We start from the raw sequence: 19,976 nt of genomic DNA, 5'->3' as shown, positions 1-19,976 counted from the left end.
TCTCGTTGGTCGGCTTTTGACTCGGCCCGGATCAGCCCAGGCCGGTCAGACCGCAACTCAGTGGAACTGCTCTTCCTCGGTCGAGCCGGTGAGCGCCGTGACGGACGACTGCCCGCCCTGGATGACCGTGGTCACGTCGTCGAAGTAACCCGCGCCCACTTCCTGCTGATGCGAAACGAAGGTATAGCCCTTGTCGCGCGCGGCGAACTCCGGACCCTGGACCTTCTCGACATAGTGGCGCATACCCTCGCCGCGCGCATAGTCGTAGGCCAGATCGAACATGTTGTACCACATGCTGTGAATGCCGGCGAGCGTGATGAACTGGTACTTGTAGCCCATGTCGGCCAGCTCGTCCTGGAAGCGCGCGATGGTGCGATCGTCCAGATTCTTTTTCCAGTTGAACGAGGGCGAACAGTTGTAGGCGAGCAGCTTGTTGGGATTCGCACCCAGCACGGCTTGCGCGAACTCACGCGCGAACCCGAGATCCGGCGTGCCGGTTTCACACCACACCAGATCGGCATAGGGCGCATAGGCCAGACCGCGACTGATGGCCTGCTCCAGACCGTTCTTGACGACATAGAAGCCCTCATCGGTGCGCGCGCCGGTGATGAAGGGACGGTCGTTGTCGTCGACATCACTGGTGAGCAGGTTGGCGGCCTCCGCATCGGTACGCGCCAGCAGCAGGGTCGGCACGCCCATGACATCGGCGGCCAGACGCGCCGCGATCAGCTTCTGCACCGCCTCGCGCGTGGGCACCAGCACCTTGCCGCCCATGTGACCGCACTTCTTGACGGCGGCGAGCTGATCCTCGAAATGGACACCGGCGGCGCCGTTGGCGATCATGTTCTTCATCAGCTCGAAGGCGTTGAGCACGCCGCCGAAACCGGCCTCGGCATCGGCCACGATCGGCAGGAAGTAGTCGATGTAGCCCTCGTCGCCCGGACCGATGCCGCGCGACCACTGGATCTCGTCGGCCCGCTTGAAGCTGTTGTTGATACGCCGCACCATGATCGGGACCGAGTCATAGGCATAGAGCGACTGGTCGGGGTACATGGTCTCGGAGGTGTTGCCGTCGGCGGCGACCTGCCAGCCCGACAGATAGATGGCCTCGATGCCGGCCTTGGCCTGCTGCATCGCCTGACCGCCGGTGATGGCGCCCATGCAGTTGACATAGCCCTTCTTGGCTCCACCACGGACCAGCTTCCAGAGCTTCTCGGCGCCGAGCTTGGCATAGGTGTACTCGGGCTGGACCGAGCCGCGCAGACGCACCACGTCGGCGGCGCTGTAGCCGCGCTTGACGTCGGTCCAGCGTGGATTCTCGGCCCAGTCGCGTTCGATGGTCTGGATCTGATCTTGACGGTTCATCGGCTCGCTTCCTCAGTGGTTGTCCGGTTATGAAGTCCGGCCTCGCCCGGATCGTCATGAAGGCTTAAGGCTTCATGACGATCCCGGATCGACACTCGGGGTCGACAGGGGTTTGGGCGAGGCTATGTTTGACCTTTGTGCCGGGTCTTGACCTTGAAACCTACCGAAACCGTCAGCATTTGGCGAGTCAATTATTCTAATTTTCTCTATTTGGATTGATAATTTTCAATGAGGAATTTCGACACCACTTCTTTGCGCTTGGATTCGCCCGGCGAACGAGCGCGCGTTGCGTTCATGTCCGGCGGCGGACGACGCCGCTTCAGCCGGTGGTCGGAGGGGTGATGAACGCGAATCCCGAGACCTTGAGACGCGAGCTGATGGAGCATGGTCTTGCGCGCTCCGAACTCGATCCCGATCCGATCCGGCAGTTCCAGGACTGGTATGATCTGGCCATCCGGACAGATCTCCCTGAGCCGAACAGTCTGACGCTCTGCACCGTCGACGCTCGGGGCCGACCCTCGGCGCGCACCGTGCTGCTCAAGCTCTACGACGCGCGCGGTTTCGTCTTCTTCACCAACTACGAGAGCCGCAAGGCGCGTGAGATCGAGGCCAATCCGCAGGTGGCCATGCTGTTCCCCTGGGTGGCGCTGGCGCGACAGGTCCAGATCAGCGGACGCGCCGAGCGCATCTCGACGGCTGAGTCGCTGGCCTATTTCACCACCCGACCGCGCGGTAGCCAGATCGGCGCCTGGGCCTCGCCCCAGAGCCAGGTCATCGGCACGCGCTCGCTGCTGGAGATGAAGGTCGCCGAGATGGCGCGTCGCTTCTCCCAGGGCGAGATCCCCCTGCCCGACTTCTGGGGCGGCTATCGGGTCGTGCCGGACATGATCGAGTTCTGGCAGGGGCGCGAGAGTCGGCTGCACGACCGGTTTCGCTATGTCCAGCGGGACGATGGCGGATGGAGGATCGAACGACTGGCGCCTTGAGACAAAAAATAAGCGATGGGGTGTTGACAGGCTCTCTGTATTTCTCGACAATGCGCGTCTCGGTTGGTCGAGACCGGAAATCAGTCACAACTGACCGAACATCGACGAACCAAAACATCAAGCGCCCGTAGCTCAGCTGGATAGAGTACCTGGCTACGAACCAGGTGGTCGGAGGTTCGAATCCTTCCGGGCGCGCCATACAGAACGGCTTGGATCATCGCATCTGAGCCGTTTTTTTATGTCTTTTTTCAGACATCGGTCAGCGGCAGTATCTGATATACAAGCACTCCTGGAAGTGCTCGCTGACCAAAAGCCCGTGGTCGAGCAGGTACACTGGAGCAACCCTGCGGATTCCGTGTAATGCAAAATTCCATCATCTCCTCCCCCCATGTGCCCCGCGTCAACCGTGTCGATCGAGTCATGCTCGAAGTGCTGCTGGCGCTCATCCCCGGCATCCTGGTCATGACTTGGTTCTTCGGCTGGGGCACCCTGATCAACATCGTGCTGGCCGTGACCTTCGCCGTGGTCGCCGAAACCGCCGTGATGCTCCTGCGCGGACGCTCGCCCCTGATCGCGCTGCGTGACCTGAGCGCCGTGGTGACGGCGGTGCTCTTCGCGCTCTCGGTCTCGCCGACGCTGCCCTGGTGGCTGACCCTGCTCGGGATGCTGTTCGCCATCGTGCTGGTCAAGCAGCTCTATGGCGGTCTGGGCTACAACCCCTTCAATCCGGCGATGGCGGCCTATGTGTTCCTGCTGGTTTCCTATCCGGTGGCCATGACCACCTGGCTGGCGCCCGCCGGACTGGCCGAGCATCCGCTGAGCTTCATGGAGTCGCTGCAACTGATCCTGAACGGCGCCCTGCCGACCGGTCTGGAATGGGATGCCCTGTCCTCGGCCACGCCGCTCGACGAGATGCGCGGCAAGCTCGACCTGGGCCAGACCCTCGACCAGATCGGCCGGAGCCGGACCTGGGGCTGGCTCGGCGGACGCGGCTGGGAATGGGTCGGGGTGGCGTTCCTGCTCGGCGGCGTCTATCTGCTGTGGCGGCGGATCATCACCTGGCACATCCCGGTGTCGATGCTGCTGGGCCTGACGGCGGCGGCCGCCCTGTTCTGGACCATCGATCCGCAGACGCACCCGACGCCGCTGTTCCATCTGTTCAGCGGCGCGGCCATGCTCGGGGCCTTCTTCATCGCCACCGACCCGGTGACGGCCTGCACCACCAAGAAGGGTCAGCTCGTCTTCGGCGCCGGCATCGGCCTCATCGTCTATGTGATCCGCTCCTGGGGCGGCTATCCGGATGCGGTGGCCTTCGCGGTCTTGCTGATGAACATCGCCGCCCCGACCATCGATTACTACACCCAACCTCGCGTCTTTGGACATGGGAGCGCACGCACATGATGACCAAGGCCAAATCCATCCTGCTGTCCGGCGGCGTGCTCGGCGCCTTCGCCATCGGCGGGGTCTCGCTGGTCGCCGTCACTCACGGCTCGGTCGGCGAGCGCATCGCCGACAACCAGTATCAGGCGATGAAGCGCAAGCTCGACACCATCCTGCCGGTTGAGCAGATCAACAACGACCCGCTCCAGGACAGCCTCCGGGTCAGCGCCCGCGACCTGCTCGGCGCCGACTCCACCCAGGTCTATCGCGCGCGCCACGACGAATCCCCGGTCGCCGTGGTGCTCGAACCCGAGGTTCCGGACGGCTATGCCGGTCCGATCAAGCTGCTGGTCTCGGTGCTGCACGACGGTACCCTGGGCGGGGTGCGCGTGGTCTCGCATCACGAGACGCCCGGACTGGGCGACAAGATCGAGGAGGCCAAGTCGGACTGGGTGCTGGAGTTCACCGGCAAGTCGCTGACCAATCCGCCGCTGGAGAAATGGGGCGTGAAACGCGACGGCGGTGAGTTCGATCAGTTCACGGGCGCCACCATCACGCCGCGTTCGATCGTCAAAGCCGTGCGCGACACCCTGCTCTATGTCCGGCAACAGGGCGAGGCGCTCTACCAGCCGGTCGAAACTGAAACGGCGAAGGTCGAGGGAGGTCGAGGCTGATGTCGGCACCCCAATCCTACGGACACATCCTCAGTAGCGGAGTCTGGAGCAACAACCAGTCACTAGTGGCGCTGCTCGGACTCTGTCCGCTGCTGGCGACCACGACCTCGGCCACCAACGGACTCGGCATGGGTCTGGCGACCACGGCGGTCATCGTCTGTTCCAACGGCACGGTCTCCCTGGTGCGCAATCTGGTGCGGCCCGAGATCCGCATCCCGGTGTTCGTCCTGGTCATCGCCTCCTTCGTCACCCTGGTCGAGCTGGTCATGCAGGCGTTCTTCTATGACCTGTACCAGGTGCTGGGGCTGTTCATCTCGTTGATCGTGGTCAACTGCATGATCATCGGCCGGGCCGAGGCGTTCGCCTCCAAGAACCGGGTCGATCGCGCCCTGCTCGACGGGCTGGCCGTGGGTCTGGGCGCGACCCTGGTACTGACCACGCTCGGCGGTCTGCGCGAGTTCGTCGGTCAGGGAACGCTGTTCCATCAGGCCGACCTGCTGCTCGGCGACTGGGCCAAGGCGATCTCGCTGAGCCTGGGCGCGGACTTCCAGGGCGCCCTGATCGCCATCCTGCCGCCCGGCGCCTTCATCGGGCTGGGCTTGATGATCGCGCTCAAGAACCTCATCGACCGGCGCGCCAAGCGCCGGGCGGCGGCACGGGCCGCGCAGGCGGCGCGACCGGCCGTTTCGTCGGCCTGATCCACCGGACTCAGCGTGTGACGGACTCAGGCATCCCGGCGGCCCAGGGCCAGCCAGCCGGGCCAATCTGAGTCCCCTCCCCCGTATCGTCCAGCGCTCCAAGGCGCTCGATCGTGCCCCACAGCTCGTCCGGCTTGACCGGCTTGGCGAGGAAGCCGTTCATGCCGGCGGCCAGACAGGCGTGTCGCACGTCTTCCGAGGCATTGGCGGTCAGGGCCAGGATCGGCCACCAGAACCCGAATCTTCGGTCCAGCATAGGGTGTGCGCCAGTCGTTCGGTATCGTTTCGACCCTGTAGGCAGCGGGTTCCTCGGCCACGGCGGACGGGAGTTCGTCGAGCAGCGGCAGACGTACCCGGAACAGACTGCCCCGTCCCTCCTCGCTCTCGACCTCGATGGCGCCGCCCATGAGCACGGCCAGTTCGCGCGCAATGGTGATCCCCAATCCGGTGCCGCCGAAGCGGCGCGTGGTCGACTCATCGGCCTGGAGGCGCACCGTGCCCGACTGGAGTTCCGGATTTACCCTGAGACCCGCCGCCCGACCCGAGGCGCCGGTACGCCGTTCCAGCGTCGATTCGAGTACCGCCATTTCTCGGCCTCCCGGCCCCTCCGGGGCCATCGCATCCGGCGATCGCTCGCCGGGGTTCATGGTATATTAGCGAATCATGTCAAACGACTTGACCGCTGAAGCCCAGGGCGGATATACCGCCTCGAACATCCGAATAACGAAAGAGAACGGGGAGAGAACCTCATGTCCAAGAAGCATCCGATCGTCGCCGTCACCGGCTCGTCCGGCGCCGGCACCACGACCGTCAAGCGCGCCTTCGAGCACATCTTCCATCGCGACAATATCAGCGCGGCGGTGATCGAGGGCGACAGCTTCCATCGCTACGACCGCGCCACCATGAAGGCCGAGATGACCGCCGCCGCCCAGCGCGGCGAGAGTCTCAGCCACTTCGGACCTTTAGCCAACCGCTTCGACCTGCTCGAAGAGCTCTTCCGCGAATACGGCGAGACCGGCTGCGGCAAGAAGCGTTACTACATCCACAGCGACGAGGAAGCCCGCCAGCTCAACGCCCGGCTCGGAACCTCGCTCAATCCCGGCGAGTTCACGCCCTGGGAGGATCTGCCGGCCGGTACCGATCTGCTCTTCTACGAGGGTCTGCACGGTCTGGTCGTCACCGAGGACAGCAACGTCGCCCAGCACGTGGATCTGGGCGTCGGCGTGGTGCCGATCGTCAACCTGGAATGGATCCAGAAGATCCACCGCGACAACCTCGAGCGCGGCTATTCGGCCGAGGCCATCGTCGACACCATCATGCGCCGGATGCCGGACTACATCCGCTACATCACGCCGCAGTTCTCGCTGACCGACATCAACTTCCAGCGCGTGCCCACGGTCGACACCTCCAATCCCTTCATCGCCCGCGACATCCCGACGCCGGACGAGAGCTTCGTCATCATCCGCTTCAGGGATCCGCGCAAGCTCCAGATCGACTTCCCCTATCTGCTGTCGATGATCCACGACTCCTTCATGTCGCGGCGCAACTCCATGGTGGTGCCGGGCGGCAAGATGGGCTTTGCGATGGAGATCATCCTGCAGCCCATCATCGAGCGCATGATGGACGCGCGTCGGGTCTAGGCATCCCGCGACGGCGAGGGCAAACCGGCCCTCGCGGTCCCTGCACCAACCTCACTCACCCACAGCTCGCGACACCGGCCGGCCGCCCTGACGGGCCTCATGCTCGGCGATCACACGCAGAAACCCCTCCCCGAACCGCGCCAGCTTGGTCTCGCCGACGCCCGTGAGCCGCCCCATCTCGATGAGCGTGCGCGGTCGCCGCTCCAGCATCGCGCGCAGGGTCGCGTCATTAAAGATGATGTAGGCCGGCACGTCCTGCTCCTGGGCCAGCGCGAAGCGATGCGCGCGCAGCGCCTGCCAGAGATCGGCGGCCTCGGGATCGCTCGGCGCGGCGACGCGGGGCGCGCGCGTCCGGTCACCTCCACGCTTGCGTTCCGGATCGCGCCTCAGTTGGATGCCGCACTCACCGCGCAGCAGCGGGCGACCGGCCTCGGTCAGCCGCAGCGAGCCATGCCCCTCGACGTCCACCGAGACCAGCCCGGCGGCCACCAGTTGGCGATAGACCGAACGCCACTGATCGGCCGTCATCGGACGTCCGTCGACGCTCTGACCGATACCGAAGGTGCTGACCCGATCATGACCGAAGCGACGGATACGGTCGTTGGACTTGCCGAGCAGCACATCGGCCAGATAGGCGCTGCCGAAGCGCTGTCCGGTGCGATAGATGCAGGACAGTGCCTTGCGTGCGGCTTCCGTACCATCCCAGGTCTCGACCGGCTCCAGACAGGTGTCGCAGTTGCCGCAGGGGCGTTCCAGAGGCTCGCCGAAATAGTTCAGCAGCACCTGACGGCGGCAGTTGGTCGTCTCGCACAGCCCGAGCATGGCGTCGAGCTTGTGCATCTCGATGCGCTTGAAGCGCTCCTCGGCCTCGGACTCCTCGATCAGACGGCGCAAGGTCACCAGGTCGCTCAGGCCATAGGCCATCCAGGCATCGGCCGGCAGACCGTCGCGTCCGGCGCGTCCGGTCTCCTGATAATAGGACTCCGGACTCTTGGGCAGATCCAGATGGGCGACGAAGCGCACGTCCGGCTTGTCGATGCCCATGCCGAAGGCGATGGTGGCGACCATGATCAGCCCGTCCTCGCGCAGGAAGCGGGCCTGATGCTCGCGGCGCATCTCGGCGGGCAGACCGGCGTGATAGGGCAGCGCCCGGAAACCCCGTTCCTGGAGATGGAGCGCCGTCTCCTCGACCCGGCGGCGCGAGAGACAGTAAACGATACCGGCGCTCTCCGGATGCTCGCGACGCAGGAAGTCGAGCAGTTGCCGGCGCGGATTGGTCTTCTCGACGATGCGATAGCGGATGTTGGGCCGGTCGAAGCTGGAGACGAATCGGCGCGCCGACTCCAGCCGCAGCCGGGCGACGATCTCGTTGCGGGTCGGAGCGTCGGCGGTGGCGGTGAGCGCGATGCGCGGCACCTGGGGCCAGCGTTTCTGCAAGCACTCGAGCTGGATGTATTCGGGCCGGAAGTCGTGGCCCCATTGCGAGACGCAGTGCGCCTCGTCGATGGCGAAGAGCGCGATCTCGATCGAGTCCAGCAGGGACAGACAGCGCTCGGTCAGCAGGCGCTCGGGGGCGACATAGAGCAGATCCAGCGACCCGTTGCGCAACGCGCGCTCGACGGCCCGCGCCTCGTCGAGATCGAGTGAGGAGTTCAGGAAGGCCGCGTGCACACCGAGCTGACGCAGCGCCTCGACCTGATCCTGCATGAGCGCGATCAGGGGCGAGACCACGATCGCGGTTCCGGGCCGGATCAGGGCCGGGATCTGATAGCAGAGCGACTTGCCGCCGCCGGTGGGCATCAGCACCAGGGCATCCCCGCCGGAAATCACATGCTCGATGATCTCGGCCTGGGCGCCGCGAAAGCGGTCGTAGCCGAAGACGCGGCTCAGGATCTCTTGTGCTGATTCACCCATCGCCATTTGAAAATCCGGCTGAAAGAAACTCTTCGTGTTGCTTATAGCAGAAAAAAGCCGAAAAACAAACGAGCTTCAGGCTCGGAATCGCCAGGGTCGAACACGAGAGAATAGAGCTCGAAACGCGCCGGTACCGGCAGTCAGCCGCCGGCGCGACGCGGTTTGGCGAGACCGGTTTAGATCTGAACGCCGCAGGTCTTGAGCTGGCGCCGGACGATGGGGTCGGTGCGGTTCTTCGAGGTCGCGGCCTTCATGAAGACCACCACTCGGTCGATGTCGCGGATCACGCCCACCAGCGTCCGGCCATCCGGATACTGCTTGGTCAGCGACTCGAAGGCCAGATCCATCAGTGTCTCGTCGGCGCGCGCGATCCCGATCGCATAGGCGATGCTGCATGCTAACCCCGGATGACGATAGTGCAGCCGGGTGGCGAAGCGGCGCCAGGCCTCGACCCAGCCCTGCCACTCGATCTCCGAGACGCTCGAACGGCTGGTGCGCAGGAAGAGCACGATCTTGACGAACTCAGCCTGCCAGTTCCAGGGTTTGGCGTCGGCCTCTTTGCGCAGGCGCTCGATCACGCGCCCGTGGTAGTGCTGGCAGTGGTCGCACTGATAGTAGATCGCCAGTGCATAGGCGATGAACTCGCGGTCGAGCTCGCTGAGGGTGAAGGGGTCGGACTCTCCAGGTGCGCCTGAGAAGGTGTGGGCGTGTAATTCGTTGAGAACGTCGTTGAAGGGTTGGCCCTGGATGGACTCGCGGACTGCCTGACTGGCCACTGGAAACCTCTGGTTGTAAAAACGGCATTTGCAGGCGCGGATGCTACGCATGGTCGAGGCCACTGGCAACCTGACCGGATGGGCGGCCTTGAATGGGGTTGTTCCTGAAAATGTTATTTCATAACATTCGTGACGCCCATTCATCGACACACATCTCGGCAGGAGTTCCACTCATGCGCCCATCGATCCTAGCCGCCGGTCTGGCCACGGCCCTGACCGCGCCGGCCGCCGCCGTTCAGGCCGCCGGCGAGGCCGAAATCGCCGAACTCAGATCCATGCTCGAACAGATGCGCAGCCAGTACGAGCGCCGTATCCAGGATCTGGAGGATCGGCTTGCCCAGGCCGAGCGCCAGTCGGCGCGTGCGCCTGCATCGGCTACTCCAGCCGCGACCGCTCCGTCAATCTCCCAGCCGATGCGCGCTCCGAGCGTGGGCGCCTCCGCACCGGCCGCTAATGCCGCAACGACATCCACCGCACCGCGCCTCCCCGACTTCCGGGGCGCGCTCAGTTCAGGCACGGCCTTCAATCCGCAGATCTCGGTGATCCTCAACGGCAACTATTACAACGATGGCGTCGACGGCTCGGGTGCGGCGCTGGTCGGTCAGACGCTACAACCCTCGGGCGGTCTGGCGCATGATCATGACCACGATCAGGACGCGGATCACGGCCACAGTCATGGCGAACTGAACAACGGCTTCAACTTCAGCGAGGCCGAGCTGTCTTTCAGCGCCACGGTCGATCCCTATTTCGATGCGGCGACCTATCTCGCCATCCTCGGCGATGGCGATGTGCATCTGGAGGAAGCCTGGTTGCAGACCCGCGGCCTGCCTCACGGCCTGCGCGTCAAGGCCGGCAAGTTCCTGAGCGACTTCGGGTATGCCAACAATCAGCATCCGCACGCCTGGGACTTCGTCGACCAGAATCTGGCCTATCTGAATCTGCTCGGGGATCACGGACTCCAGGACACGGGCGTGCAGCTCACCTGGATGCCGAAGCTGCCGGTCTATACCCTGCTCGGGGTCGAGGCGCTCCAGGGCGATCAGGAGGTGTTCGGGGCCACACTCGGCGAGTCCGATCAACACCGACTGGGACTGGACGAGACCAAGAACGGCCCGCGACTCTGGACCCTCTTCGCCAAGGTCGCGCCGGATCTGGGGCTGGACCATGCGCTGCAATTCGGTGTCTCCTATGCGCGCAACACCCAGCATCAGGAGGTCCACACGCACACCCATGCCGACGAGGACGAGATCCACGAGAACGCCCTGGCGGGCGAGGCCGATCTCTGGGGACTGGATCTGGTCTACAAGTACGACGGCTCAGGCCCTCAGGGTCAGGGCGACTTCAAGTTCCAGACCGAGTATCTACGCTCGATCAAAGATCTCGACATCCAGTCCAGCCCGCATCCCGAGATCATCGGTTCGCCGCGTACCTTCACCACCGACGGCTTCTATGCCCAGGCGCTCTATGGCATCGCGCCGCGCTGGACGGCCGGCGTGCGCTACGACGTGCTGGGTCTGACCAACGAGGTCAGCGGCGGCATGCGTGCCGACTATGGTTCCTCGGATCGTTGGAGTCTGAACCTGACCTGGAACCTGTCGGAGTTCTCGCAACTGCGCGCCCAGTATGCGCGCAACGACATCCTGGTGGCCGCGAACGAGCGCGAGCGCTTCGACGCCTTCTATCTGCAATTCCTGATGAGCCTGGGCAGCCACGGCGCCCACACGTTCTAGGCGGCGACTACGGGAGAATCCGAACATGCCATTCCGAATCCTGATCGTCCTTGCGGGCCTGTTCCTGGCAGCTAGCGCACTGGCCGCACCGCTCGACGTGGTCGCGACCAATTCGAGCATGGGTGCCCTGGTACGTGCCTTGGCCGGCAAGCGTCTGGAGCCGACCATCCTCGCCGGTCCCGAGCGCGACCTGCACCAGATCCAGGCCAAGCCGAGCATGATGCGCGCGCTGCGGGACGCCGATCTGGTGGTGGCCATCGGCGCGGAGCTGGAGGTCGGTTGGCTGCCGGCGGCGATCGCCGGCGCGGCCAATCCGGCGATCCAGCCGGGCCGGGACGGCTATTTCGAGGCCGCCGCCCAGGTCGAGTTGCTCGACGTCGGCGGACCGGCCGACCGGGCGCTCGGCGACGTGCATCCGGTCGGCAATCCGCATGTCGATCTGGATCCGGTGCGCATGGCACAGATCGCCGTCGCCCTGGCCGAGCGTCTGGCGCGGCTCGATCCGGACGGCGCGGCGACCTATCGCCAGGGCGCCGTGGTTTTCGCCCAGGCGGTCGAGCAGCGTGTCGCCGACTGGCGCGCGCGGTTGGCGGGGGCGCCTGGGGTGCTGCTCTATCATCGCGATGCCGTCTATCTGCTCGATCGCTTCGGGGTGCCGCTGCTCGGCACCATCGAGCCGATTCCGGGCGTGCCGCCGAGCGGACAGGATCTGCTCGAACTGACGACCAAACTCAAGGGACGCGCGGGTGTGGTGATCCATGCGCCCTATCAGTCGCCCCAGGCACCGACGAAGCTGGCGCGTGATCTCGGCTGGCGTGTGGAGTGTCTGCCGCCGGCGCCGCCGCTGGAGGCCGATGGCGCGGGCTATCTGGATCATATCGAGCGCTGGGTCGACGCCATCGCAGCGGCACGTCCCTGAGTCCGGTGCACATGTCCGATCCCCAACCCCTGTTACGGCTCGATGCCCTGGTCGCAGGCTATACGCGACCTGTGATCGGACCGGTCTCGCTACAGCTCACGCGCGGCGAGGTGCTCGGACTCTGGGGACCGAACGGCACCGGCAAGTCGACGCTGCTCAAGGCCGTCGGCCGGTCGGCGCGGGTCTTTTCGGGGTCCATCGAGCGTCAGCCAGGCGCCGTGCTGGCCCATCTGGATCAGCAGCCGGTGCGGCTCCCCGCCATGCCCGTGACCGGACGCGAGCTGCTGCGGGCGGCGGGCGCCCGGCCCGAGGTACTGGAGACGACTCAGCCGGATACGCTCGCTCCACTGCTGAAACGGCGCATCGACCGGCTGAGCGGCGGTCAATACCAACTGCTCTGGATCTGGTCGGCACTCGCGGCAGGTGCGGATCTGGTCTTGCTCGACGAACCGACCAACAACCTCGACCCGGCCAATCGCGCCGCACTGATCGAGATCCTGGCGCTGGAACGCGACGGGCGCGGCGTGCTGATCGTCAGCCATGATCACGACTTTCTGGAGCGCGTCTGTTCGCGTCTGCTCGAAGTGCGTGATACGGGCCTCGTCGAGGCGCCGACGACTCGGGGACAGGACCGATGACGGACCTCCTGTTCGATCCGCTCTTCCATCTGCCTTTGCTGACCGGGCTGCTGCTCGCCGGACTGCTGCCGGTGCTGGGCGCACTGGCGATGCTGCGCGACGAATGGCTGGCGGCCCTGGGACTGGCGCATCTGGCCTCGGCCGGCGCGCTGCTCGGTCAGGCGCTCGGTGTGCCGGCACTGATCGGGGCGACCCTGGGGGCGCTCGGCGGCGGGGCGCTCAAGACGTTCCTCTCCGCGCGCGGCAACATCGCCTATGGCTTCATGATCCTGGCCGGCTGGTCGGCCACACTCCTGATCGGTGCCAATACCGCGCTCGGCGAGCAACTGGCCCGAGCGCTGGTCGAGGGTCAGCTCTATTTCGCCGGGATCGCCGAGCTGATTGCCGGCCTGCTGCTGCTTGTGCTCTGCATCCGCACTCTGCCGCGACTCGTGCGGCCCGTGCTGCGTGCGCGCTTCTTTCCGCGCTATGAGACGGCCAACCGGCTTCCGGCCTGGCGCTGGCATCTGGGTCTGGATCTGCTGACGGCGGGCGGTCTGGCCGTCGGGACGCTGACGCTGGGTTTGATGGGCGCCTTCGCCCTAGTGCTGGTGCCGGCCTGGATCGCCTTTCGGCTGGCGCCGAGCTGGCGCTGGACGCTCATTGGCGCTGGTTTGGCTGGGGTGGTCGGTTATCTGCTGGCCTTCGTCGCCGCGCTCGAACTCGATCAGCCGTTTGGGCCAATGCTGGTCGGCGTGCTGCTCGGGCTGGCGCTGCTCGTCGGATCGTTCGAGCGATCGAGACGGACGCGGCTCGATTGAACTGCCTGGACGCATGGGTGAATCCTGTGGAGACGGCGGCTCAGAACGCGGCCCCCAGCGCCTCGCCCAGGGTTCTGACCACCGTGATCTCCAGGCCCTCGACACCCTCCTTGGGCGCATTGCCCTTGGGCACGATGGCACGCCGGATGCCGTGCTTGACCGCCTCGCGCAGCCGGTCGGGACCATTGGGGACGGGCCGCACCTCGCCCGAGAGTCCGATCTCGCCGAAGGCCGCCAGATCGAGCGGCAGCGGCCGGTCGCGATAGCTCGACAGCACGGCCAGAAGCACCGGCAGATCGGCGGCCGTCTCGGCGATGCGCACCCCGCCGACGACATTGACGAAGACGTCCTGGTTGAACATGCCGATGCCGCCATGCCGGTGCAGCACCGCCAGCAGCATCGACAGCCGGTTCTGATCCAGCCCCAGCGCCACGCGGCGCGGATTGGCCAGCGGACTCTCGTCGACCAGCGCCTGGACCTCGACCAGCAGCGGTCGCGTCCCTTCGCGCGTGACCATCACCAGACTGCCCGAAACCGGCTGATCGTGGCGTGAGAGAAAGATCGCCGAGGGATTCTTGACCTCGCGCAGGCCCTGATCGCCCATCGCGAACACGCCCAGCTCATTGACGGCGCCGAAGCGGTTCTTGATCGAACGCACGATGCGGAAGGGACCGCCGTGCTCGCCCTCGAAATAGAGCACGGTGTCGACCATGTGTTCGAGCACGCGCGGTCCGGCGAGCGCGCCGTCCTTGGTCACGTGCCCGACCAGGAACACCACGGTGTCGCGCTGCTTGGCGAAGCGCACCAGCTGCGCCGCCGACTCGCGCACCTGAGACACTGAGCCGGGCGCCGATTGCAGCGTCTCGGTATAGAGCGTCTGGATCGAGTCGACCACCATCACCCGTGGCCGCTCCTGCTCGGCGTGGGCCAGGATCTGTTCGACACAGGTCTCGGCCAGCAGACGGATGCCGCCGCCGGACAGGCCCAGCCGGCGCGCGCGCAGACCGATCTGCTGGGGCGACTCCTCGCCGCTGACATAGAGCACCGGCTGATCGGCGGCCAGCGCGGCGCACGCCTGGAGCAGCAGGGTCGACTTGCCGATGCCCGGATCGCCGCCGATCAGCACCACGGAACCGGCGACCAGACCGCCGCCGAGCACCCGATCCAGCTCGCCGATGCCGCTCTCGACACGCCGGCGCTCCTCCGGACTGACCTCGGCCAGGGTTTCGATCTTGTTGGAATCGACGACTCCGGCATAGCCGACACTGCGCTCGACCGGACGGCGGCGCGGTTCGGCGACCTCCTGGAGACTGTTCCAGGCCCCGCACTCCTGACACTGTCCGGCCCATTTCGGATAGCGCGCACCGCAGGCGTTGCAGACATAGGCGCTCTTGGGTTTGGGGGCCGTGGCCATGCGTCGTCAATCCCCCAGCAGGCGCCGCTTGGCCGCGTTGATGCGCGCGGCCAGATAATCCGAGCCGCCCCGATCCGGGTGCAGCCGCTGCATCAACCGCCGATGCGCGGCACGGATCGCCTCGGCGTCGGCCTTGGCGTCGACACCGAGGATGGCGCGCGCCTCGTCCTCGCTCAAGGAGCCTGAGTTGGGCGATGCTCCCTGCCCCGCCCCGCCATTGGCTGAACCTGCACCGGCCCCCACCCCAAGTCCGAGCGAACGCAGGATCTGTTGCAGCTCGGGCACCAGACGCAGTAGCGCGAGCAGCCGCAACAGCACCGGAATGGCCGCGCCGATGAGCGCGAGCAGCGGACTCAGTCGCCCGGTGAGCACAGCGAGCACCAGCACGCCGATCAGGCCCCAGATCGCCGCCTGACGCAGGCGGCGCGCGAGCAGCGCGCGCGGCAGCGAACGCAGGCGATGGAGCGCCCACAGGGCCGCCGCCAGCAGCAGGAGAACGAGTATGAGCCGCAGGATCATGCCTCACCCCTCACATCTGAGGTTCCAGGGATGGCCTTGGCGCGATCAGTTCTGTACATCGATCAAGAGTCGGCGATAGCAGGGTTCGGACATGAACATAGCGGCATCCACCTCGTCTTCGGGAAGACGCTGTTTTTCGACCAGAAGGTTCAGCTTTGCATATTGATCGGCAACGTCCAGGATCGCGCCCAGCCAGGAACGCGCCGCGCTCGGCTCCGGATTGGCCTGCTCGTCGATGGCCTGGATGACGCTCTCGGGGAAGTTCCATTCGTCGATGATGCGGTGCGACAGCTGTCTGGAGCGCTCGATGAAGACCCTGTAGAACGCCCCCGAATTCGGGATCGGGTCGAGCTGTTTGTCGAGCACCTGATCCATGAGCCGGAATCCGACCATCAGCCCCACGTTGGCGACCAGCCCGGCCAGATAGGCCGAGAACACATCCTGCCCGCGCTGTTCGGCCAGACAGTGACAGACCAGCGCGCACCGCTCGGACTGCATCCAGACGCGCGAGGCGGCCAGATTGGTCACATGCCCCGACTTGAGATTGAAGATGGGATAGAAGGCCACGCGCGCGACGAGCTGGTGTAACCCATCGCGCCCCAGCAGCACGACCGCCTGCTCGATGTTCGAGATCTTGCGCGCGCGCCGATAGTAAGGACTGTTGGCCACGCGGATGACCTCACCGACCAGTACCGGATCCCTGGTGATCTGACGCGCCAGCTGCGCTCCGGTCATGGTGTCGTCCTTCAGACTGCGCATCAGCTGCGGAATCACCATCGGCAGGCGCGGAACCAGGGTTGAACTCGACTTCTGACCCGTGACCAGTTGCTCGAAGGCGTCGAGCACCCGCGCCTCGGACTGACTCAGCGACAGATCGGCGAAGGCGCTGAAATCGAGCAGCCAGGGATAGAACCAGCGGTCGAGGCGGATCGGCGGCGACTCAAGGTCGATCGCATCATCGCCCTCGTTGGGGTCTTCATCCGCTTCGGTATCGACGTACTCTTCCGACGCAGACGCGGATGGATCGAGGTCTTCGATCTCATCGAGTGCGTCGGTCGCCGCTTCGTCCCGCACGCGAACCCGATTGCCATGCAGCAGACGTCCGAACAGATTCTTTATGAAACTCATGGATTTGAGCCATCTCGGTTGAAACCGGTCATCTCAGGCGAAAAAGCACCGGACCTGCTCGATCTCGCGTGTCCGGGCCATCGGCGGCAGGCTGTCGAGAAAGGTCTGACCATAGGACTTCGACAGCAAGCGCGGATCACAGACCACCAGCACGCCGCGATCCTCGGCGCCGCGAATCAGACGTCCCGCGCCCTGCTTGAGCGCGATCACGGCGCGCGGCAACTGATAGTCGCGGAACGGATTACCGCCGGCCTTGCGCAGCGCCTCGATGCGTGCCGCCAGCACCGGATCGCCCGGCGAGGCGAAGGGCAGCCGGTCGATGAGCACGCAGGACAGCGCTTCGCCGCGCACGTCGACGCCCTCCCAAAAGCTGGAGGTTCCGAGCAGAACCGCGTTGCCGAGCCGGCGGAAGCGCTCGACCAGCTCGGCGCGCGGCGCCGTGCCCTGCACCAGGAGCGGATAGCGGATACGCCCCTCCAGACCGTCCGCGATCTCGCGCAGCGCGCGATGACTGGTGAAGAGCAGGAAGGCGCGACCGCGACTGGAGTCGATCACGTCGCACGCCAGCTCCAGGACGTGCCGATTGTAGTCCGGCTCAGCCGGTTGCGGCAGACCGCGCGGCACGAACCAGAGCGCCTGCCGGGCATAATCGAAGGGGCTGTCCCAGCGGGCCGTCTCGGCGTGCTCGATGCCGAGCCGGCGGGCGAAGTGCTCGAAGCCGTCGCCGACGGCCAGGGTCGCCGAGGTCAGCACCCAGGCCGTGCCTGCACGCCCGATGCGTTCGCGGAAGAGATCGGCGATCTCCAGCGGGGTCTGGTGCAGCCGGAAACCGCGTCCGAGCGTCTCGAACCAGCGTACCGTATCGGACGATTCGCCGGTGGTGATCCGTGTCAGGCGCTGGATCTGATCCAGTGCGCGTCCCAGACAGGCATCCAGCCCCTTGCCGCGTCCGGCGACGGTCTCGAGTGCCGCGATCAGATCGCCCAGACGCTCCGCGAGTCGCAGGAGCGCGTCCGACACGGCCGAGTCGGCGATCAACTCATCCCAGGGGCCGCGCCGCTCACGGTCACCCATCGCCAGACGCAGATCCTGCGCGGCCCGGCGCAGATGGGCGGCCCGATCGCGCAGGGCGAGCACGTCCTTGGCATCGCGGATGGCTTCCAGCTCGGTGTCATGCGCCAGATCCAGGATCCGGCGACTGCTCAGACTGATGCCGAAGAAGCCGGTCGCGGTCTCGGGGAGCTGATGGGCCTCGTCGAGGATGAAGCAGTCGGCGCCGGGCAGGATCTCGCCGAACCCCTCGTCCTTGAGCGCCAGATCGGCACAGAAGAGATGATGGTTGACCACCACCAGATCGGCGTCCTGGGCCTCGCGCCGCGCCGCGACCAGATGGCAGTCGCCGAACTCGGGACAGTCCTGGCCGAGACAGTTGTCGGTGGTCGAGGTCACTTCGGGCCAGATGGCCGCGTCCTCGGGGATCGGCAGTTCGGCGATGTCGCCGCGCTGGGTGACGCTCGACCAGTCACGGATCTGTTTGAGCCGGCCGCGCGTCGCGCCGTCGAGACGGGCGCTGTCGGCCAGTATCAGGTTCAGGCGATGGCGGCAGAGATAGTTGGCCCGGCCCTTGAGCAGTGCCGTGGTCACGGGCACGCCGAGCGCGCTTCGGATCAGCGGCAGGTCGCGATGGAAGAGCTGGTCCTGGAGATTGCGCGTCCCGGTCGAGATCACGACCTTGCGCTCCGAGAGCAGCGCCGGAACCAGATAGGCGAAGGTCTTGCCGGTGCCGGTGCCGGCCTCGCAGATGAAGACGCCGCCGGATTCGAGGACATCGGCGACACGCTCGGCCATCGCCTGCTGCTGGGCGCGATGGGTGAAACCGGGGATCTGGTCGGCGAGCCGGCCGTCGGGGCCGAGGATATGGGACAGATCGGTCATGATCTCAGGCGTCAGCGCGGGTTTTGAGCACAGGTCGCGCTCACCCCTGTAGCGTTACCTCCGGCTTCGATCCGAGATCATGATTTCATGGTCCCTGGAAGTCAATCACGACCTCGGGCGAAGATGGCCGGTCGAGGCGATGATTGACAATGGGTTGCCGTGGATTTGAGAATGCCGGGCGCGTTCTTTGCGCCTCCGATCACCGCTTCGCGGTCGGGTTCATACACTAGAAAAAGGATTCCGCATGACGACCGATGTCCATCTGACCTGGCACGAACACCGCGTTTCGCGCGAGGATCGCGAACGACTCAACGGCCATCGCGGCTGTGTGATCTGGCTGACCGGCCTGAGCGGCTCGGGCAAGAGCACGCTGGCCAACGTGCTCGACCATATGTTGTCCGAACGCGGCATCCGGACGGCGGTGCTCGATGGCGACAATGTGCGTCATAGCCTCAATGCCAGCACCGGGATGCTGCGCGAGACGCACGGCGAGGAATTCGCCCAGCGTTTCGGACTGGGATTCAGCGCCATCGATCGCGAAGAGAACATCCGGCGCATCGGTGCGGTGGCGCAGCTCTTCTGTGAGGCCGGCATCATCGCCCTGACGGCCTTCATCAGCCCCTATCGAATCGACCGTCGGCGCGTCAGACAAAGCATGCGCGAGGGCGATTTCATCGAGGTCTTCGTCGATACGCCGCTGGAGGTATGCGAGCAGCGCGATCCCAAAGGGCTGTACAAAAAGGCCCGCGCCGGGGAACTCAAGCATTTCACCGGCATCGACGATCCCTATGAGGTGCCGGAGTCGCCGGAACTCGTCGTCAAGGCCGGCGGCGAGCGCACACCGGAAGCACTGGCCGAGGACGTCGTCGCCTATCTCGTCGGTCGGCGGATTCTGCCGCCCATGGACTCGAACCCGACAGGCTGAAACTCATGAAAATCTGCATCGTTTCCGACAGCCATGATCGCGGCCCCATGCTGGCGACCGCCATCGCCGAGGCCAAGACGCGCGGGGCCGAATGCGTGCTGCATTGCGGCGATCTGATCGGCACCAATACGCTGCCGGCCTCGCTCAAGCTGGCGCTGCCGATCCATGTGATCCACGGCAACAATCTCGGCGATCCGGTCTCCATCTCGCGTCTGGCCTGCGGGTCCGGGGGACAGCTCCAGTATCACGGCAACGATGCGGATCTGACGCTGGCCGGGCGGCGGATCTTCATGACCCATTATCCGCATATCGGCGAGGCGTTCGCCTGTGCCGGCAATCATGATCTGGTCTGCTGCGGACACAGCCACGAGCCGGAGATCCGCTGTCTGGACAACGTGAAGGGCGGCAAGACCTGGCTCGTCAATCCAGGCACTGTGGCCGGTCTCGGAGCGCCGGCGGCGACCTGGATCTTCGCGGATCTGGAGGCGATGACCTTCGAGATCCAGGAACTCGAACGCTAAGGGATGCAGCGATT

Annotated in this window: 18 protein-coding genes, 1 tRNA gene and 1 pseudogene; 12 read left to right on the top strand and 8 right to left on the bottom strand. The window is 65.5% G+C overall.

Features of this window, described 5'->3' with window-relative positions; all coding sequences use genetic code 11:
• Positions 1-57 precede the first annotated feature (57 nt).
• Positions 58-1,365, bottom strand: a complete 1,308-nt coding sequence (gene aceA, locus Atep_RS08015) for an isocitrate lyase (protein WP_213377725.1) — start codon at positions 1,363-1,365, stop codon at positions 58-60.
• 341 nt (positions 1,366-1,706) lie between these two features.
• Between aceA and pdxH the strand changes: the two genes are divergently transcribed.
• From pdxH to Atep_RS07990, 5 genes are all read left to right on the top strand, one after another.
• Positions 1,707-2,351: a pyridoxamine 5'-phosphate oxidase gene (pdxH, locus tag Atep_RS08010; RefSeq protein ID WP_213377724.1), complete on the top strand. Its 645-nt coding sequence runs from the start codon at positions 1,707-1,709 to the stop codon at positions 2,349-2,351.
• A 121-nt stretch (positions 2,352-2,472) separates the two neighbouring features.
• Positions 2,473-2,549, top strand: a tRNA-Arg gene (locus tag Atep_RS08005).
• 162 nt (positions 2,550-2,711) lie between these two features.
• Entirely contained in the window at positions 2,712-3,752 is a 1,041-nt protein-coding gene (gene rsxD, locus Atep_RS08000) for an electron transport complex subunit RsxD (RefSeq protein WP_213377722.1), read from the top strand.
• Complete coding sequence (gene rsxG / locus Atep_RS07995; protein WP_213377721.1) at positions 3,749-4,405, top strand: electron transport complex subunit RsxG; 657 nt, start codon at positions 3,749-3,751, stop codon at positions 4,403-4,405. The genes rsxD and rsxG overlap by 4 nt, the downstream gene beginning before the upstream one ends.
• On the top strand, positions 4,405-5,103 hold the full coding sequence (locus Atep_RS07990; RefSeq protein ID WP_213377720.1) for an electron transport complex subunit E: 699 nt from the start codon (positions 4,405-4,407) through the stop codon (positions 5,101-5,103). The genes rsxG and Atep_RS07990 overlap by 1 nt, the downstream gene beginning before the upstream one ends.
• A gap of 317 nt (positions 5,104-5,420) precedes the next feature.
• Here Atep_RS07990 and Atep_RS17240 read toward each other — a convergent pair.
• Positions 5,421-5,588: pseudogene (locus Atep_RS17240) on the bottom strand (ATP-binding protein); the annotation flags it as partial.
• 264 nt (positions 5,589-5,852) lie between these two features.
• Here Atep_RS17240 and Atep_RS07980 point away from each other — a divergent pair.
• Positions 5,853-6,743, top strand: a complete 891-nt coding sequence (locus Atep_RS07980; RefSeq protein ID WP_213377718.1) for a phosphoribulokinase — start codon at positions 5,853-5,855, stop codon at positions 6,741-6,743.
• 51 nt (positions 6,744-6,794) lie between these two features.
• On the opposite strand, the gene recQ is transcribed toward Atep_RS07980, so the two are convergent.
• Together recQ and Atep_RS07970 are read right to left on the bottom strand one after the other, a co-directional pair.
• Positions 6,795-8,657, bottom strand: coding sequence for a DNA helicase RecQ (gene recQ, locus Atep_RS07975; RefSeq protein WP_213377717.1), 1,863 nt, complete (start codon positions 8,655-8,657; stop codon positions 6,795-6,797).
• A 176-nt stretch (positions 8,658-8,833) separates the two neighbouring features.
• A complete protein-coding gene (locus tag Atep_RS07970; RefSeq protein ID WP_213377716.1) occupies positions 8,834-9,433 on the bottom strand; it encodes a hypothetical protein in 600 nt (199 codons plus the stop codon).
• A 173-nt stretch (positions 9,434-9,606) separates the two neighbouring features.
• Here Atep_RS07970 and Atep_RS07965 point away from each other — a divergent pair, with 173 nt between their 5' ends.
• The 4 genes from Atep_RS07965 to Atep_RS07950 are packed head-to-tail and all read left to right on the top strand — an operon-like array spanning position 9,607 to position 13,520.
• A complete protein-coding gene (locus Atep_RS07965; protein WP_213377715.1) occupies positions 9,607-11,163 on the top strand; it encodes a TonB-dependent receptor in 1,557 nt (518 codons plus the stop codon).
• 25 nt (positions 11,164-11,188) lie between these two features.
• A complete protein-coding gene (locus Atep_RS07960; RefSeq protein WP_213377714.1) occupies positions 11,189-12,082 on the top strand; it encodes a metal ABC transporter substrate-binding protein in 894 nt (297 codons plus the stop codon).
• 11 nt (positions 12,083-12,093) lie between these two features.
• Positions 12,094-12,720, top strand: a complete 627-nt coding sequence (locus tag Atep_RS07955; RefSeq protein ID WP_213377713.1) for an ATP-binding cassette domain-containing protein — start codon at positions 12,094-12,096, stop codon at positions 12,718-12,720.
• Positions 12,717-13,520 carry a metal ABC transporter permease gene (locus tag Atep_RS07950; RefSeq protein ID WP_213377712.1) on the top strand — a complete coding sequence of 268 codons (804 nt, stop codon included), beginning with the start codon at positions 12,717-12,719 and terminating at the stop codon, positions 13,518-13,520. The genes Atep_RS07955 and Atep_RS07950 overlap by 4 nt, the downstream gene beginning before the upstream one ends.
• Before the next feature lie 40 nt (positions 13,521-13,560).
• Here Atep_RS07950 and radA read toward each other — a convergent pair whose 3' ends face one another.
• Genes radA through Atep_RS07930 form a run of 4 tightly spaced genes read right to left on the bottom strand, consistent with a single transcriptional unit; the run spans position 13,561 to position 18,516 of the window.
• Positions 13,561-14,934 (bottom strand): DNA repair protein RadA, encoded by a 1,374-nt coding sequence (radA, locus tag Atep_RS07945; RefSeq protein WP_213377711.1) that lies wholly within the window; start codon positions 14,932-14,934, stop codon positions 13,561-13,563.
• Between the two features lie 6 nt (positions 14,935-14,940).
• Positions 14,941-15,453, bottom strand: a complete 513-nt coding sequence (locus tag Atep_RS07940) for a J domain-containing protein (RefSeq protein ID WP_213377710.1) — start codon at positions 15,451-15,453, stop codon at positions 14,941-14,943.
• A 45-nt stretch (positions 15,454-15,498) separates the two neighbouring features.
• Positions 15,499-16,581 carry an HDOD domain-containing protein gene (locus tag Atep_RS07935; RefSeq protein ID WP_213377709.1) on the bottom strand — a complete coding sequence of 361 codons (1,083 nt, stop codon included), beginning with the start codon at positions 16,579-16,581 and terminating at the stop codon, positions 15,499-15,501.
• Positions 16,582-16,614: 33 nt separating this feature from the next.
• Entirely contained in the window at positions 16,615-18,516 is a 1,902-nt protein-coding gene (locus Atep_RS07930; protein ID WP_213377708.1) for a DNA repair helicase YoaA, read from the bottom strand.
• A 244-nt stretch (positions 18,517-18,760) separates the two neighbouring features.
• Here Atep_RS07930 and cysC point away from each other — a divergent pair, with 244 nt between their 5' ends.
• Both cysC and Atep_RS07920 read left to right on the top strand, forming a co-directional pair.
• Complete coding sequence (gene cysC / locus Atep_RS07925) at positions 18,761-19,441, top strand: adenylyl-sulfate kinase (protein ID WP_213377707.1); 681 nt, start codon at positions 18,761-18,763, stop codon at positions 19,439-19,441.
• A 5-nt stretch (positions 19,442-19,446) separates the two neighbouring features.
• A complete protein-coding gene (locus tag Atep_RS07920; RefSeq protein WP_213377706.1) occupies positions 19,447-19,962 on the top strand; it encodes a metallophosphoesterase family protein in 516 nt (171 codons plus the stop codon).
• Positions 19,963-19,976: the final 14 nt, after the last annotated feature.

It is taken from the genome of Allochromatium tepidum (assembly GCF_018409545.1).
Classification (GTDB): domain Bacteria; phylum Pseudomonadota; class Gammaproteobacteria; order Chromatiales; family Chromatiaceae; genus Thermochromatium; species Thermochromatium tepidum_A.
This window is presented reverse-complemented; position numbering and strand designations above follow the sequence as displayed.

Coding starts and splice junctions, on each gene's coding strand:
- aceA (WP_213377725.1), bottom strand. CDS start 1,365: ATGAACCGTCAAGATCAGATCCAGACCATCGAACGCGACTGGGCCGAG.
- pdxH (WP_213377724.1), top strand. CDS start 1,707: ATGAACGCGAATCCCGAGACCTTGAGACGCGAGCTGATGGAGCATGGT.
- rsxD (WP_213377722.1), top strand. CDS start 2,712: ATGCAAAATTCCATCATCTCCTCCCCCCATGTGCCCCGCGTCAACCGT.
- rsxG (WP_213377721.1), top strand. CDS start 3,749: ATGATGACCAAGGCCAAATCCATCCTGCTGTCCGGCGGCGTGCTCGGC.
- Atep_RS07990 (WP_213377720.1), top strand. CDS start 4,405: ATGTCGGCACCCCAATCCTACGGACACATCCTCAGTAGCGGAGTCTGG.
- Atep_RS07980 (WP_213377718.1), top strand. CDS start 5,853: ATGTCCAAGAAGCATCCGATCGTCGCCGTCACCGGCTCGTCCGGCGCC.
- recQ (WP_213377717.1), bottom strand. CDS start 8,657: ATGGGTGAATCAGCACAAGAGATCCTGAGCCGCGTCTTCGGCTACGAC.
- Atep_RS07965 (WP_213377715.1), top strand. CDS start 9,607: ATGCGCCCATCGATCCTAGCCGCCGGTCTGGCCACGGCCCTGACCGCG.
- Atep_RS07960 (WP_213377714.1), top strand. CDS start 11,189: ATGCCATTCCGAATCCTGATCGTCCTTGCGGGCCTGTTCCTGGCAGCT.
- Atep_RS07955 (WP_213377713.1), top strand. CDS start 12,094: ATGTCCGATCCCCAACCCCTGTTACGGCTCGATGCCCTGGTCGCAGGC.
- Atep_RS07950 (WP_213377712.1), top strand. CDS start 12,717: ATGACGGACCTCCTGTTCGATCCGCTCTTCCATCTGCCTTTGCTGACC.
- radA (WP_213377711.1), bottom strand. CDS start 14,934: ATGGCCACGGCCCCCAAACCCAAGAGCGCCTATGTCTGCAACGCCTGC.
- Atep_RS07940 (WP_213377710.1), bottom strand. CDS start 15,453: ATGATCCTGCGGCTCATACTCGTTCTCCTGCTGCTGGCGGCGGCCCTG.
- Atep_RS07935 (WP_213377709.1), bottom strand. CDS start 16,581: ATGAGTTTCATAAAGAATCTGTTCGGACGTCTGCTGCATGGCAATCGG.
- Atep_RS07930 (WP_213377708.1), bottom strand. CDS start 18,516: ATGACCGATCTGTCCCATATCCTCGGCCCCGACGGCCGGCTCGCCGAC.
- cysC (WP_213377707.1), top strand. CDS start 18,761: ATGACGACCGATGTCCATCTGACCTGGCACGAACACCGCGTTTCGCGC.
- Atep_RS07920 (WP_213377706.1), top strand. CDS start 19,447: ATGAAAATCTGCATCGTTTCCGACAGCCATGATCGCGGCCCCATGCTG.